Origin of the sequence: Mesorhizobium temperatum, from assembly GCF_002284575.1 — a bacterium.
Classification (GTDB): domain Bacteria; phylum Pseudomonadota; class Alphaproteobacteria; order Rhizobiales; family Rhizobiaceae; genus Mesorhizobium; species Mesorhizobium temperatum.
In genome coordinates, this window is record NZ_NPKJ01000015.1 from 14336 (window position 1) to 28802 (window position 14467).

Sequence of the window (14467 nt, forward strand, 5' to 3'; positions counted from 1 at the left end):
AGCGCTGACCAAGGCCGCGCTCACGCCAGCTTGGCCAAAAGCCTCATGAAAATCGCGGCCTCCTTGGCCGAAAGCGGCGCCAGCGTTTCCTCGGTGATCTCGCGGGCGATCGGGATCAGCCGCTCGACGGCATTGCGGCCTTCAGCGGTCAGATTGACCAGCAGGCGCCTTTTGTCGACCTCATGCTTGGAAAGCTCGACCAGGCCGCGCGCCTTGAGCCGGTCGATGACGCCTTTCACCGTCGCCGCGTCCATGGCGATCAGGCTGCCAAGCTGGTTCTGCGAGGTCTCGCCGACATCGTGCAATTTGGCCAGGGCGGCGAATTGCGGCGGTGTCAGGTCGGCAATGTGCGCGGCGAAGATCGAGACATGGCGCTGGTGCGCCTTGCGCAGGATGAAGCCGACCTGCTCCTGCAAGCGGTAATCGTTTTCGTCAGGCTCCTCTGCCTCGACCAGCTTGAGCTTGATGTCTTCGGCGCTCACCGCAGTCCGTCCCACGCCTTGATGTCTTTTGCCGCGAGGCCGCCCATGCGGTCGTGCACGCGCGGGCCACAGGTCATGGCGAGGCAGAACAGGATCTCGTCGGGACGAGGCCCGTCGCTGATGCCGACCTCCATGGCATCGAAATGACTGCGCACATAGGCGGCGTTGACATGGCCGAGCGGCACGTCGAGCCGCGAGCCGAAGGCGCCGACCTTCTTTGCCGATGGCACGATCGCCTTGGCGTCGCCGAGCCGCTCGCGCATCGCATAGCCGCCAGGCACATGCCACAGCGCGCCATGCTCCAGTTCGCCGGCGATACCGACGATGGCGCCCTTGCCGTAGCCATCGATCTGCTTCACGTCGCCACCCAATGCGGCGATCAGCTTGTCGGAGAGCAGCAACCCGAGCGGCTTCAGATCGTCCATGGCGCTCTGGAGGTCTTCCACGTAACGGCCGGCGAATGGGTTCTTCACCACCGCCATGGCGGCGGCGCGGCGGCGCGGCACCTTCGCCACCGGCCCGCCCTCATGAAATATCTCCTCCGTCAGCACCGCAATCTTGCGGATCGCAAACTCAGGCATGGGCAATTTCCTTCCTTGATTTCTCGTTGGGCGCAACGAGCGCCATGGGACCGGCGATCCGTGCCTGACCGGCAAGGAACAAGGCTGAAGCGGCAATCAGGCCACGTCGCCGAAAATCTTCGGCGACAGCGATCCCACTGTCGAGCGCGGCGGCTATTTCGCCCGATGAAAGCGCGCCGACGGCTTGGGTGACCAATCGATCGCCAAGGTCGCTGTCCGGCGCCAAATCGCGCGCCGGCATGCGCTCGATGGCGCGATGACCGGGCAGGTCGACGGCGTTGGCGATCAGGGTCGCGGCGGCATCGGCTTCAGCACCGGTCCGCGCCAGTACGGTAACAGCGTCGGCGATGCCGAGCGAAAAGGAACGGCCGCGCCAGCCGCTTGTCGCGACGCCGCGAATCCCGTCTTCGGCACGGATCGTGATCCGGTCTGCCAGTCCATGGCCCGTCCCGGCAATGGCGACGGTCATGGACCGGCCGTTGCCGAGATGGATCGCGCTGTCGCCGCCATTATTGACGTAGGCGCGATCGAGCCGGCGGCCGGCCAGCAGCGCACCAAGCATTTCGTCGGCTACCGAACCGGCGACCGCAGCCATCGGCGTGATGAATTGTTTCGCCAGCGGAACAATCGCTTCTTCCATACGTCGCGCCGTCGGGCCAGCGAAAGCACGTGGTCGCGACGAGGCCGGATGGCGCAGTTCTGGCAGTTCGTCGACGAGCTCCTGCAGGATCGTTTGAAACCGCGCCACCGCCTGGCCATAGGCGGCGCGGCATTCGTCCGCACCGCCAAATGCCTCGATGATCAAGTCGATCGGGCCATGATTGAGATGCAGCCGCCTGCCGTCCTCAAGCCAATGTACCTGCGGCCCGTTCATCACCCGACCCCGTTGCCCGCTGCACGCCGCAACTGCGCCAGCGGCGGCCATAGATTGCTGGCCGGCGCAGCCGTGCCGCGGCGCGGGTTGAGATACTCGCCGCCTTTGGCCAGAATGTCGTCAACGCTGCGGATCTCGGCTTCGTAGCCGCCGAGCCTGACATAATCGTCGCGGCGCAGGGTGAACTCGATCGGCGCCACCAGCGCCGGCGTCGGTACATAGCCGAAGGCGCCTTCTGGCACGCGGGTGACATCGACCATCAGCGTGATGCCGCCGCCCGGCCAGACATAGACCGGCGCGCCGCCGACCGTCACATAAGTCGTCAGGCCCTGCACCGAGCGGGTCAGATTGACCGGGTTCTCGGTGACGCCGGCGCGCAGCGAGCCGCCGGCACCGCCGACGAACAGCACGGTGCATAGCGCCGGCTCGCAATTCTCCTCGATCAGGCCGACGGATTTCTGCAGCCGCTCCGGGAATGGTTTCTGCACCGGCTTCAATGCGTCGTCGAGCTCGTAATAGGCGAACTGCTCGCCGGTGGTCGAGACCATCAGCAGCGACAGGCCGGGACGCGCGCCTTTCTTCGCGTTCCATTCGCCAAGGATCGACAGCGGGTCGGAAATGCTGGTGCCGCCCCAGCCGAGGCCGGGCTCCGACACCTTGAAATAGCGGCCCGGCGTCGAGCGGCGGCCGATGATTTTTATCCCCGTATCCTGCCAGCCGAGCACCTTGCCCGCCTGATGCTCGGAGACGACGCCGGTGATGTGGTCGTCGACCACCACCACCTCGTCGACCAGGCCGCGCCACTGGGTGGCGAACATGCCGATGGTGGCAGAGCCGCAGCCGACGCGCATCCGATGTTCAAGCTTGCCGTCGATGACCGGCGGCTTGCCGGCTTCGACGATGATCACAGCGCCGCCGTCGATGGTGAGTTCGACCGGCTTGCGGTTGCACAGATTAAGCAGCGCATCGCAGGTGGCGCGACCTTCGGCCTTGGAGCCGCCGGTCAGATGATGCACGCCGCCCAGCGACAGCATCTGCGAACCATATTCGCCTGTCGTGACATGGCCGATCGCCTCGCCCGCCGAACGGACCGTCGCCGTTTCGGGGCCGATATGACGGTCGGTATCGATCTTCACCTTGACGCCGCAGTAGGAGAAGATGCCCTCGGTGACGACGGTGACGAGATCGACGCCTTCGACCTCCTGGCTGACGATGAAAGGTGCCGGCTTGTAGTCGGGATAGGTGGTGCCGGCGCCGATCGCGGTGACGAAGCGGCGGCCGGTGTTGACCAGTTCGCCGTCCCATTCTTCGCCCTCGGCGACAAACGGCACGACCGCACCGCCGGCCTCGGTCGCGTGGTCGAGGATGGTTAGCGGATCCATCCGCACGATCCTGCCGCCGACGTTGCCGTAGCGATCACAGGCGCCGGTGCGGCCATCTGATATGTAGCACATGACCGGGCAGGCATCGCAGCGGATTTTTTCCGCCACCTGCTTCTCGCCGGGATCGTGCGTCTCGAAGCGTTCGGCAAGCTCGCTCATCGGCGTGCCTCCTTGTCGCGTATCGCGGCGCGGATGCGGCTCGGCGTCGCGGGGATTTTGGTGACCAGGACGCCGGTGGCATGGCGGATGGCATTGAGGATCGCCGGCGCCGTCGGGATCAGCACATGCTCGCCCAAGCCCTTGGCGCCAAAGGGTCCTTCCGGATCCGGAACTTCGATCAGGATGGTCTCGATCGGCGGCACGTCGCCGATCGTCGGGATCAGGTAATCGTGCAAATTCTCGGTGCGGCCGGGGATGTACTCCTCCATCAGCGCCATGCCGATGCCTTGTGCGATGCCGCCCTCGATCTGGCCTTCGGCGAGCAGCGGATTGATCGCCTTGCCGACATCATGCGCGGCGGTGATCTTGATCAGTTTCACCGTACCGAGCTTGAGGTCAACCTCCAGTTCGGCGATCTGTGCGCCGTAGCCATAGACAGCATAGGGCTTGCCCTGGCCCTTGGCGTCGAGCGGCAGGGTCGGCGGGTCATAGCTTTCCTCGGCGCGAAAGACCAAGCCGTCGGCATCGGCCTTCAGCGTGGACAAATCGATATGCCGTGTCGCTTCGCCCTCACGGATGACCAGGCTTGTGCCATCGAGAGCGATCGCCGCTTTCTCCGACACATTGGCGAAGCGCAGCATGGTCTCGCGCAAGGCGCGGCCGGCTTTTTCGGCGGCCTTGCCGGTCACAAAGGTCTGGCGCGAGGCGGACGTCTTGCCGGCGTCCGGCGTGATCGCCGTGTCGGCGCTTTTCAGCCGGAATTTTTCCAGCGGCAAGCCAAGCGCATCGGCGCAGATCTGGGTGATGACCGTGTTCGAGCCTTGCCCGATATCGACTGCGCCCTGATGCAGGACGACATCGCCAGAGGCGGAGATGCCTACCCTGATGGTCGACGGATTGGGCAGCGAGGTATTGCCGCAGCCATACCAGCAGGAGGCGACACCGACGCCGCGTTTCCTGCTGTCATTGGCACTATTGTTGAATGTATCGGCATCGACAAGCGCACGCATCCAATGCGGCCGCAGCGCTTCGAGGCACTCGGCGATGCCGACGCCCGATTCAAGCCTCTGGCCTGTAACTGTTTCGAAGCCGTTACGAAGGCAGTTTTTCACGCGAAAATCGAGCCGATCCAGCCCAAGCTTTTCGGCCAGCTCGTCATAGAGCGTCTCCTGCATGATCGTCGCCTGCGGCACGCCGAAACCGCGGAAGGCGCCGGAGATCGGGCCATTTGTATGGATGGCGCGGCCTTCGGCGCGATAGTTCGGCGTCGCATAGGGACCGGAGGCGTGCACCGGTACGCGGTTGGCGACGGTCGGTCCCCAGCTCGCATAGGCGCCGGTGTTGAAATCGCCGGCGAAGACCATGCCGGTGACGAGACCATCGGCATCGGCGCCGATCGTCGCCTTCATCTCGGCGGGATGACGCTTGGTGGTCGAGATCATCGATTCATTGCGGGTGTAGGCGAGTGCCGCCGGCCGCCCGGTTTTCATCGCGACCAGACCGATCAACGGCTGCAACGAGACATCGAGCTTGGAGCCGAAGCCGCCGCCGGTGGCGGTCGGCACGATACGCACCTTGTCGACGGCAAGGCCAAGCACCTTGGCCACGTCGTCGCGGTCCATGTAGGGCGCCTGCGTGCAGGCGACGACGACCAGCGTGTCGTCATCCATGTAGGCATAGCCGGCCTCAGGCTCGATATAGGCGTGCTCGACATAGGACGTGTCGATGGCGCCCGAAACCGTGAAAGCCGCGCCGGCGAGGGCGGCCTCCGGGTCACCGCGCTCGACAAAGCCGGTGGTGAGCAGGTTTTCCGGCCGGTTCTCGTGGATCAGCTGTACGCCGCCGGCCGGCGCCTCGCAAGGCTGCAGGACATGCGGCAACTCGGTCCAACGAACAGGAAAATCCGAAAGATCGAGATCGAGGATGGCCTCGCGCTCGCCGGCAACCAGCGCCACCGCCTCGCCACGAAAGCGCGAAAAACCTTCGGCCAGCGCCGGCTGGTCGGCAAAAGGCGCAATAACGCCGAAGCAGTTCTTTCCCGGAATGTCGGCAGCTGTGAAGACGCCGACGATGCCGGGATGGACTTTCACCCAGGCGTCGAGATCGCCGAAGGCGAAGCGGGCGTGATAATGCGGCGAGCGAACCACCAGCACCGCCAGCGCATCGGCCGGGAAGGAATCGCCGCCGAATTTTTCGCCGCCGGTAACTTTCGGCAGGCCGTCGAGCCTGATCGGAGAGGAACCGACGGCGTGGCCTGAGATTGGCATTCTGCGGTCAAGGTCGAGATCCAGCCGCTGAAGTTGGTGCTGCCCCTCACCCTTACCCTCTCCCCGTGAAAGACGTGGAGAGGGGGACGCCGGCGCTGGAGCTTGTCCCTTCTCCCCGTCACTATACGGCGAGAAGGTGCCGGCAGGCGGATGAGGGGCAGTGCCGTCGGTCGAGAGTTCGCTCGCGAACCGTCCAGCATTCATCACCGCGGCGATGATCTTGCGGTAGCCGGTGCAGCGGCAGAGGACGCCGCCCAGCGCATCCTGGGTTTCGGCCTCGGTTGGGTTGGGCGTCCTCTCCAGAAGTGCTGTCGCCGCGATTAGCAGGCCGGGGGTGCAGATGCCGCATTGCGCCGCGCCCTGGTCGAGGAACGAGGCTTGCAGCGCCGACAATCTGCCGTTGGCGAGACCCTCGACCGTGGTCACCATGGTGCCAGCGGCAGAAGCCGCTGACATGAGGCAGGCGCAAACGGGTTCGCCGTCGACGAGCACCGTGCAGGCGCCGCAGTCGCCGGCGTCGCAGCCGATCTTGGTGCCGGTCAGGTGCAATTCGTCGCGCAGCACCGAAGAGAGACGGCGAACCGGCGGTACGCAGACAGAAACGGCGACGCCGTTGACCTCGAAGATGATGTCGATGCGTTCCATGCTCATGCCAGGCTGAGCCATGCTCATGCCAGGCTGAGCTTTGGTCATGCCAGGCTGAGCTTTGCTCATGCGGCCACCGCCTTGTCATTCAACGCCTGACCCGCGGCACCGAGAACGGCGCGGGCGACGATCTCGCGCGCGGCGTCCAGCCGGTATTCGGCGCTGCCGCGCACATCGCCGATCGGCGAAAGCTCGTCCATCGGTGCGGACTGGATCGCAGTGGCGAGAGCGCGGTTGACCGGGAGGCCGCGCAAGGCTGCTTCGACGCCCGAGAGACGCTTGGCGACAACCGAACAGGAGCCGACGGCGACGGCAGCGTCGCCGACGATGCCATCCTCAATGGTCAAGCGGGCCGCCACCATGGCGATGGAGATGACGAGATAGCGACGCGCGCCGAGCTTCACGAAAGCCGACGTGCCGGTGGCCACGTTTTTCGGCACGCGGATGGCGGTGACCATTTCGCCCGGCTGCAGTTCCGTGCGGCGGTTTCCCAGGATAAATTTTTCCAGCGGCAGATGGCGGACCATCGCCACCGAGTGCAGTTCGACCTCGGCGTCGAGAACGAGCAGCGCCGGCACGCCGTCGGCGGCCGGAGAGGCATTGCAGAGATTGCCGGCGATGGAGGCGACGTTCTGGATCTGCACGGAGCCGACTTCCCGCGCCGCCTGCTTCAGTGCATCGAAAGCCGCCGGCAGCGGATGACGGATAAGATCTGTCCAGGTCGTGCGCGCGCCGAGGAGCCAATGGTCATCGGTTTCGGCTATACCGCGCAGCGTTGCGAGACCGTTGATGTCGAGGACATTTTCGCGGAAAGGCTTGGCTCCTTGCGCCGGATAGAAATCGGTGCCGCCGGCAAGGATGCGCCACGGAGCCTCGCCAAGCAAAGCGAGCGCCTCGTCGACCGTGGTGGGTTTCGCGTAACGGATCACGCTTTGCCTTCCCAAAAAGGGCCTCCTCGAGAGGGGCTTCCCGACGGAACCTTCCGGCGTCCAAACCGGTCAAATTCATTCGTATGCAAATGATATCAAGCCGGCAGGAATTGTCAAAGCCAGAGTTTCGAGCCGCTATCCGCATCGGCGCGGCGGCACGCATTTGTTTTGCTGTTGGAGTTGACGCAGCCGGCCATCTGGTCAAGTTTCTGCAATCGGTCGCGTCAGCGGCATTTTTTGGTGGAGCCCGGGTTCGAACACCGGATTCCACGCTTGGCAGACTTCCGGTTCGGGCCATGCCTCCGGGACAAACAAGAGGAGGCCTCCATGGCCGACGAAGCGCTTGTTGTCATCGACCTGCAGAACGATTTCTGCCCGGGCGGCGCGCTGCCGGTGGCCGGCGGCGACGAGATCGTGCCGCTGGTCAACGACCTGATCCGGCGAACCGAACATGTCATGCTGACGCAGGACTGGCACCCCGCCGGCCATTCGAGCTTTGCCTCGAGTCACCCCGGCAAGCAGCCGTTCGAAACGATTGATCTGCCTTACGGCCAGCAGACGCTGTGGCCGGACCACTGCATCCAGGGCAGCCTGGGTTCGGATTTCCATTCGGGCCTCGCCTGGACCAAGGCCGAACTGGTGATACGAAAGGGGTTCCACCCAGAGATCGACAGTTATTCGGCTTTCTACGAGAACGATCGGACGACGCCGACCGGCCTTGCCGGCTATCTCCGGGAGCGCGGCATCGACACGCTGACCCTGGTCGGCCTGGCGACCGACTTCTGCGTCGCTTTTTCGGCGCTCGATGCGGTCAAGCAGGGCTTCCACACAACAGTGCGGCTCGACGCCTGCCGCGGCATCAATCTCAATGGCTCACTCGAGACGATGCTGAACCGAATGCGCGATGCCGGCGTGACGCTGGCTTGAACATCACCAATTGCATTCGACACAATTCCAGAGGGGGCCTTATGCGGTTTGCGGCGGCTTTGACGGCGGGCGCTGTGGTGGCAGTCGCAACCCTGTTTCCGGGAATAGCGCTCGCAGCCGAGGCCCACGAACTGCCGGGCGAAACCATGTCGCTGTGGTGGGCGATGCCCTTTGCCGGCCTGCTTCTGTCGATCGCCACCGGGCCACTACTCTTCCACCGTGTCTGGGAACACCACTACGGCAAGATCACCCTCATCTGGGCGGCCCTCACGGTTGTGCCGCTGGCGGTTGCGTTCGGCATGCCATCGGCCACAGAGGCGGTGCTGCATGCGCTGCTCACCGAGTACATGTCGTTCATCATTCTTCTGTTTGCGCTGTTCACCATTTCGGGCGGCATCCTCGTCGCCGGCAACATCCACGGCACGCCGCTGGTGAATGCCGGACTGCTGCTGATCGGGGCGATGCTCGCCTCGGTCATCGGGACGACCGGCGCCTCGATGATCCTGATCCGGCCGATCCTGCGCGCCAACGACAATCGGCCGTTCAACGCCCATGTCGTCATCTTCTTCATTTTCCTGGTGTCCAACATCGGCGGCTCGCTGACGCCGCTCGGCGATCCGCCGCTGTTCGTCGGCTTCCTGCGCGGCATCGATTTCTTCTGGACCGCTGCGAATCTCTATCAGGAGACACTGTTCGTCGGCGGCCTGGTGCTGGCCGTCTTCCTGGCCATGGACATGATCCTGCATCGCCGCGAGGCCGGCGCGCCGAAGATCAAGGATCCGACACCGGACACGAAGGTACGCATCCGAGGCCTGCCCAACGTCCCGCTGCTGGCCGGGGTGATCGGCGCGATCCTGCTTTCCGCGACCTGGAAGCCGGGCGTGGCTTTCTCCATCCTGGGCGTGGGCCTCGAATTGCAGAACCTCGTGCGCGACGCCATCATCCTGGCGCTTGCCTTCCTTTCGCTCGGCGTTTCGCGCAAGAGCCACAGGCAGGCGAACAACTTCCACTGGGAGCCGATCGCCGAGGTGGCGAAACTGTTTGCCGGCATCTTCATCTGCATCGTACCGGTCATCGCCATTCTCAGGGCCGGTCCCGACGGCGCGCTGGCGCCGCTGGTCTCGCTTGTCAGCTCGCCTACGGGCGAGCCCAACGACCTCGCGTATTTCTGGATGACCGGAGCGCTGTCATCCTTCCTCGACAATGCGCCGACCTATCTGGTGTTCTTCGAGCTCGCCGGCGGCGATCCGCAGCATCTGATGACCACCTTCGCCTCGACGTTGGCGGCGATCTCGGCCGGCGCGGTGTTCATGGGCGCCAACACCTATATCGGCAATGCACCGAACTTTATGGTCTACGCCATTGCCAGACATCGCGGCGTGAAGATGCCGGGCTTCTTCGGTTACATGGCCTGGTCGGGCGCGGTGCTGATCCCGGCATTTTTGCTTGCCGGCTTTTTGTTCTTCGGGTGACTACCCTACTCCGACATAACGGCGCACCGCTGATGGGTCGGCGCGCAATTCCTCGACATCGACGGTCTCGCGGTTGCGGCCGTTCTCGATGAACGAGACCCGGTCGGCGACGGACAGCACCGCATCGACCCGCTGCTCGACCAGGATCGTCGAGACGCCAAGGTCGCGCAGCTTCGACACCGTCTCGCGTATCCTGGCGATCATCGACGGCATCAGCCCTTCGGTCGGCTCGTCGAGCAGAAGCACCTGCGGTTCGAGACACAGTGCCCGTGCCATGGCCAGCATCTGCTGCTCGCCGCCCGACAGCGTGCCGGAGCGCTGCCTGAGCCGCTGGCGCAGCAGCGGGAAGAGGTCGAGCACGTTTTCGCGCGTCGCCTTGCCCTTGCCGCGGGCCATCAGGCCGATCTCGATGTTTTCCGCCACCGTCATCTCGGCGAACAGCCGCCTGCCCTGCGGCACATAGGCGACGCCTGCCTTCGGCACGTCGTGCGCCGGCAGGCCGGTCAATTCCTTGCCGTCGAGCCTGATCGAGCCGGCGCGTGAGGGGATGAGGCCCATGATCGCCTTCAGCGTCGTCGTCTTGCCGGCGCCGTTGCGGCCGAACAGGCAAAGCACCTCGCCCTTGTTGAGCACGAGGTCGAGGCCATAGAGCACCTGGACCTCGCCGTAGAAGCAGTCGAGCCCGGAGATGGTCAGTGCTTCAGACCGTGTTTCAGTCATGGGGTCGTCCCCAGATAGGCGTCCTGCACCTCGGCGTTGGCGCGGACCTGCTCGGGCGTGCCTTCAGCCAAGATCTTTCCGGCGTTGAAGACGGTGATGCGATCGGCAAGCTGCATGACCACCGGCATGTTGTGTTCGATCAGAAGCACGGTGGCGCTTTTGGCGATCTCGCGCACCAGCCCGATGAAATTGTCGATCTCGCTGTCGGCCAGGCCCTGCGTCGGCTCGTCGAGGATCAGCAGGCGCGGCTTCAGCGCCAGCCCCATGGCCACTTCGAGCAGGCGCTGATGGCCATAGGATAATTGCCCGGCCGGCATGTGGGCGCGGTCGGCAAGGCCCGTGCGCTCCAGCGCCGCCATGGCGCTGGCATGCACGGCACCTTTCGAGCGGCCATCGGTCAGCGTGCGCTGTACCGGCAGCGCGACATTGTCGTAGGCGGTGAGATTGGCAAAGACGCTGGTGATCTGGAAGGTGTAGGCGATGCCAAGGCGAACCCTGGCGTAGGCCGGCAGGTTGGTGATGTCGGCGCCGTCGAAGACGATCATGCCCGACGATGGCTGGATGCGGCCGCTGACCAGGCTGACGAAGGTGGTCTTGCCGGCGCCATTCGGGCCGATAACGGCGCGAATCTCGCCCGGCATGAGCGCAAAGTCGACGCCGTCGACGGCGCGCAGGCCGCCGAAATTGCGGGACAGGCCTTTGGTCGTCAGCAGCGGCGTCATGGCAGCCATCCGAGCCAGCGCTGGCGGATGGTGCCCAGAATACCCTTGGGGAAAAACAGCACCAAAAGAATGAGCGCGATGCCGACGATCAGCAGATAGGCGGAGGTGTAGCCGCTGGTGATGTCGACGACATAGTACATGAACAGCGTGCCAATCAGGGGACCGAGCGTGGTCGCAGCACCGCCGAGCAGCACCCAGAGCAGCGGCAGGATGGAATATTGCACCGAGGCGAAAGTCGAGCCGACATAACCGAACAGCAACGCGTAGGCGGCGCCCGAAGCAGCACAGATGGTGCCGGAGACGACGACGGCGGCAAGCTTGTTGGAAAACGTGTCGTAGCCGAGCATTTTGGTCCGCTCCTCGTTTTCGCGGATGGCGACCAGCACACGGCCATACCTGGAGCGGACGACGGCGAGCGTCATCAGCAGCACGATCGAGAACAGGACGAGTGCGCTCATGTAGCGCACGGTCGGATTGGTGAGGCCGAGCGACGTGCTGCCCAAAACAAGCACACGCGCCGACTGTGGCACGACCAGGCCCTGATCGCCGCCGGTCCAGGCCGCGAGATAGAGGATTATGAGATAGAACACCTGCGCGAACATCATGGTGACGATCATGAAGGCAACGCCGGAAGTGCGTAGCGCCAGCAGACCGATCACCAGCGCAAGAAGCGCACCGCAGGCAAGCCCGGCGGCGAAGGCGGCCGGCACGCTCCAGCCGAGATGGATGACGGCAAGGCCTGCGCCATAGAGCCCGGCCGAAAAGAACATGGCGTGGCCGAGGCTGAGCAGCCCGACATAGCCAAACAGCATGTTGTAGCCCATGGCGAAGACCGCCAGCACCATGATGCGGGCGAGCAAACCGTGATGGTATTCCGGCAGGACGAAGCTTAGGGCGAACAGCAGGACGATGACGCCCACATGCAACGCATAGGCTTTTGCCGGTGAAGCCTCCTTCATCGCGATGCCGTCCCGAACAGACCTTGCGGCCGGAACACCAGCACCATGGCAACCAGCAGCGTGGCGATGATCTTGGCCAGCGTCGGCGAGAAGAACACCGAGATGATGCCATCCGACAGGCCGATGAGCACGGCGGCGACGACAGTGCCGCGCAGCGAGCCGAGCCCGCCGATTATGACGACGATGAAGGACAGCAGCAGCGGGTCCTGCCCCATCAGATAATGCGCCTGGCTGATCGGCACGATCAGCACCGCGGCCACCGCCGCCAGCATGGCGCCGAGCGCGAAGACGCCGGCATAGACGCGGTCGACCGGAATGCCGAAGGCCTGCGCCGTCTCGCTGTCATATTGCGTGGCGCGCATGACAAGGCCGATTTTCGTACGCGTCAGTACGAACCACGTCGCGACAAGCAGAAGCGCAGACGCGGCGATGATCGACAGCTTGTAACCGGAATAGCCGAACCACGGCAAAAGGATGCGGTAGCTGAAGGGCGCCTCAACCGGCCGTGCCTCCGGACCGTAGAAGGTCAGCGCCAGTTGCTGGATGATGTAGAGCATGCCGATGGTTGCGACGATGGTGGCTTCCGGATTGTAATTCAGCCGGCGCAACACCAGCCGTTCGGCGACCAGCGCGATCAGGCCGACGATCAACGGCGCCAGCACCAGCGCCGCCAGAAAACCGAGCGCCGGATGGCCCGATATCGCCGTGGAGATCGCCCAGGCAAGCACCGCGCCCAGCATGAAGAGCTCACCATGGGCGACATTGACGACACGCATGACGCCGAACACCAGCGACAGCCCAAGCGCCGTCAGCGCCAGCACCGCGGAGGTGACGAGGCCTTCGAGGGCGGCGAGGAGAAGATGAGGTCCGAAGTGCATCGGCTAAGCACCGGCGGATGCGCGAAGCACCCCCCTCTGTCCTGCCGGACTGTCCGGCAGGACAGAGGGGCGTCGCTCGAACCGCACTTTCTTCAAAACAGCTAAGCTCACAGCGGCTGGGTCGTGTAATCCCCTTCCGGCTCGTAGAGGCCGTCCTCGATCTTGGTCTTGTGGACCACATTCAGCCGGCCGCCTTCGACCTTGGAGATGTTCTGGATGCCAAAGCACTGATGGATCTTGCCGTTGAAGGTCTTCGGCCCTTGCGGATGCTCGGGGCCTTCGGCGAACTCGGTCAAGGCTTCGGTCGCCTCGACCAGCTTGGCGCGGTCTTCCGGACCCTTATAGCCGGCATCCTCCATCGCCTTCTTGACGACATAGAGCGTTTCCCAGCAACCGAACATGTGTGCGGCGGTGGAGACGTCCTTGGGATCGCCGACGGCAGCACCATTGTCGTCGATGCCGACGGCGGCGCGATAGGCCTTCTGCGCGGCGGAATCGTCAGGCTGCGCGTAGCGCGGCGAGCCTTCCCAGAAATGGCTGCCGTCGAGGAATTCGAGGCCGGGGCTGTTGATATCGGTGGCTTCGAGCGAATCGATGAAACCGAACAGCTGCGGCCGGTTGGAGCCATAGAACTCGCCGAGTTCCTTGACGAAGGTGAGCACCGCCGGGCCGACCATGACGTGATAGATCACTTCGGTCTCGGCCGGGATCTGCGGAAAATATTTGGTGAAGGACGATTCCGTCGGCGGAATGGCGATCTGGGCAATGACCTCAGCGCCTTGCGCCTTCAGCGCCGGCGGCAGGTAGTCGCGATGATCGTAGCCGAAGGCGAAATCGGGGAATATCTGCGTCACCTTCTTGCCGGCATTCGCCGCGATCCACGGCGCCATCGCCTGGATCTGGCTCTTCACGTCGGTGATGCCGGGCTGGAAGACGTAGCGATTGAGCTTGGTCGAGGCGACGTGGTGGCCTTCGCTGACAACGAAATAGGGCATCTTGGCCTCGCCGGCGGCGGGCGCCGAGCCGATGACGACATGCGAAAACAGCGTGCCGTAGACGATGTCGGTCTTGTGCTGGGTGGCGAATTTGCCGACCACTTCGGCGCCTCGGCCGGGATCGGTGCCGTCATCCTCGATGATCACCTCGACCGGCCGGCCGTTGATGCCGCCGGCTTCGTTGATCGCCTTGACCGCGGCGGCGGTGGTCCTCTCGTACCAGCGGCCATAAGCGGCGCCGATGCCGGTGCGGTGGCACTGGAAGCCGATCTTTATCGGCGCCGAGCTTTGCGCCTGACTGTAGCGCACGAACCCGGGCGCGACGGCGAGGCCGGCGCCCGCGGCCAACCCCTTCAGCGCCGTGCGGCGGGTGAGGCCGGTTTTGGAGAGATCGAAAAACCCATTCTTGTCAGTCACGGCAGTTCCCCTTGTTTTTTGAGTTTTGACCAATGGCTGTAGCGAGGCGGGCCACTCC

13 protein-coding genes are annotated in these 14467 nt (G+C 64.3%); 2 read left to right on the forward strand and 11 right to left on the reverse strand.

Going from position 1 to position 14467, the window contains the following annotated elements:
* Positions 1-20: 20 nt before the first annotated feature.
* The 6 genes from CIT26_RS03030 to CIT26_RS03055 are packed head-to-tail and all read right to left on the reverse strand — an operon-like array spanning position 21 to position 7319.
* Positions 21-482, reverse strand: coding sequence for a MarR family winged helix-turn-helix transcriptional regulator (locus CIT26_RS03030; protein ID WP_095491183.1), 462 nt, complete (start codon positions 480-482; stop codon positions 21-23).
* The gene (locus CIT26_RS03035; protein WP_095491184.1) at positions 479-1063 is read right to left on the reverse strand and encodes an amino acid synthesis family protein; all 585 of its coding nucleotides are present in this window, start codon (positions 1061-1063) and stop codon (positions 479-481) included. Before CIT26_RS03035 ends, CIT26_RS03030 begins: the two co-directional genes overlap by 4 nt.
* Positions 1056-1937 (reverse strand): UPF0280 family protein, encoded by an 882-nt coding sequence (locus CIT26_RS03040; RefSeq protein WP_095491185.1) that lies wholly within the window; start codon positions 1935-1937, stop codon positions 1056-1058. Before CIT26_RS03040 ends, CIT26_RS03035 begins: the two co-directional genes overlap by 8 nt.
* Positions 1937-3478 carry a 6-hydroxynicotinate reductase gene (locus tag CIT26_RS03045; protein WP_095491186.1) on the reverse strand — a complete coding sequence of 514 codons (1542 nt, stop codon included), beginning with the start codon at positions 3476-3478 and terminating at the stop codon, positions 1937-1939. Before CIT26_RS03045 ends, CIT26_RS03040 begins: the two co-directional genes overlap by 1 nt.
* Entirely contained in the window at positions 3475-6417 is a 2943-nt protein-coding gene (locus CIT26_RS03050; protein ID WP_095491304.1) for a molybdopterin-dependent oxidoreductase, read from the reverse strand. Before CIT26_RS03050 ends, CIT26_RS03045 begins: the two co-directional genes overlap by 4 nt.
* Positions 6418-6455: 38 nt before the next feature.
* Positions 6456-7319 (reverse strand): FAD binding domain-containing protein, encoded by an 864-nt coding sequence (locus CIT26_RS03055; protein WP_095491187.1) that lies wholly within the window; start codon positions 7317-7319, stop codon positions 6456-6458.
* A gap of 327 nt (positions 7320-7646) precedes the next feature.
* Here CIT26_RS03055 and pncA point away from each other — a divergent pair, with 327 nt between their 5' ends.
* Positions 7647-8246 carry a bifunctional nicotinamidase/pyrazinamidase gene (gene pncA / locus CIT26_RS03060; RefSeq protein ID WP_095491188.1) on the forward strand — a complete coding sequence of 200 codons (600 nt, stop codon included), beginning with the start codon at positions 7647-7649 and terminating at the stop codon, positions 8244-8246.
* A 41-nt stretch (positions 8247-8287) separates the two neighbouring features.
* Positions 8288-9718 carry a sodium:proton antiporter gene (locus tag CIT26_RS03065; protein ID WP_095491189.1) on the forward strand — a complete coding sequence of 477 codons (1431 nt, stop codon included), beginning with the start codon at positions 8288-8290 and terminating at the stop codon, positions 9716-9718.
* On the opposite strand, the gene CIT26_RS03070 is transcribed toward CIT26_RS03065, so the two are convergent.
* The 5 genes from CIT26_RS03070 to CIT26_RS03090 all read right to left on the reverse strand — a co-directional run bounded on the left by CIT26_RS03070 (position 9719) and on the right by CIT26_RS03090 (position 14409).
* Entirely contained in the window at positions 9719-10438 is a 720-nt protein-coding gene (locus CIT26_RS03070) for an ABC transporter ATP-binding protein (protein WP_095491190.1), read from the reverse strand. It abuts the gene before it with no gap.
* Positions 10435-11160, reverse strand: a complete 726-nt coding sequence (locus CIT26_RS03075) for an ABC transporter ATP-binding protein (RefSeq protein ID WP_095491305.1) — start codon at positions 11158-11160, stop codon at positions 10435-10437. The genes CIT26_RS03070 and CIT26_RS03075 overlap by 4 nt, the downstream gene beginning before the upstream one ends.
* Positions 11157-12119, reverse strand: a complete 963-nt coding sequence (locus tag CIT26_RS03080; protein WP_095491191.1) for a branched-chain amino acid ABC transporter permease — start codon at positions 12117-12119, stop codon at positions 11157-11159. The genes CIT26_RS03075 and CIT26_RS03080 overlap by 4 nt, the downstream gene beginning before the upstream one ends.
* Complete coding sequence (locus CIT26_RS03085) at positions 12116-12997, reverse strand: branched-chain amino acid ABC transporter permease (RefSeq protein ID WP_095491192.1); 882 nt, start codon at positions 12995-12997, stop codon at positions 12116-12118. The genes CIT26_RS03080 and CIT26_RS03085 overlap by 4 nt, the downstream gene beginning before the upstream one ends.
* A 107-nt stretch (positions 12998-13104) precedes the next feature.
* Positions 13105-14409: an ABC transporter substrate-binding protein gene (locus tag CIT26_RS03090; RefSeq protein ID WP_095491193.1), complete on the reverse strand. Its 1305-nt coding sequence runs from the start codon at positions 14407-14409 to the stop codon at positions 13105-13107.
* Between the last annotated feature and the right edge of the window lie 58 nt (positions 14410-14467).

Excerpts from the sequence above, each read along its gene's own strand:
- pncA (WP_095491188.1), top strand. The coding sequence starts at position 7,647 with ATGGCCGACGAAGCGCTTGTTGTCATCGACCTGCAGAACGATTTCTGC.
- CIT26_RS03040 (WP_095491185.1), bottom strand. The coding sequence starts at position 1,937 with ATGAACGGGCCGCAGGTACATTGGCTTGAGGACGGCAGGCGGCTGCAT.
- CIT26_RS03070 (WP_095491190.1), bottom strand. The coding sequence starts at position 10,438 with ATGACTGAAACACGGTCTGAAGCACTGACCATCTCCGGGCTCGACTGC.
- CIT26_RS03080 (WP_095491191.1), bottom strand. The coding sequence starts at position 12,119 with ATGAAGGAGGCTTCACCGGCAAAAGCCTATGCGTTGCATGTGGGCGTC.
- CIT26_RS03035 (WP_095491184.1), bottom strand. The coding sequence starts at position 1,063 with ATGCCTGAGTTTGCGATCCGCAAGATTGCGGTGCTGACGGAGGAGATA.
- CIT26_RS03085 (WP_095491192.1), bottom strand. The coding sequence starts at position 12,997 with ATGCACTTCGGACCTCATCTTCTCCTCGCCGCCCTCGAAGGCCTCGTC.
- CIT26_RS03065 (WP_095491189.1), top strand. The coding sequence starts at position 8,288 with ATGCGGTTTGCGGCGGCTTTGACGGCGGGCGCTGTGGTGGCAGTCGCA.
- CIT26_RS03045 (WP_095491186.1), bottom strand. The coding sequence starts at position 3,478 with ATGAGCGAGCTTGCCGAACGCTTCGAGACGCACGATCCCGGCGAGAAG.
- CIT26_RS03075 (WP_095491305.1), bottom strand. The coding sequence starts at position 11,160 with ATGACGCCGCTGCTGACGACCAAAGGCCTGTCCCGCAATTTCGGCGGC.
- CIT26_RS03050 (WP_095491304.1), bottom strand. The coding sequence starts at position 6,417 with ATGAGCATGGCTCAGCCTGGCATGAGCATGGAACGCATCGACATCATC.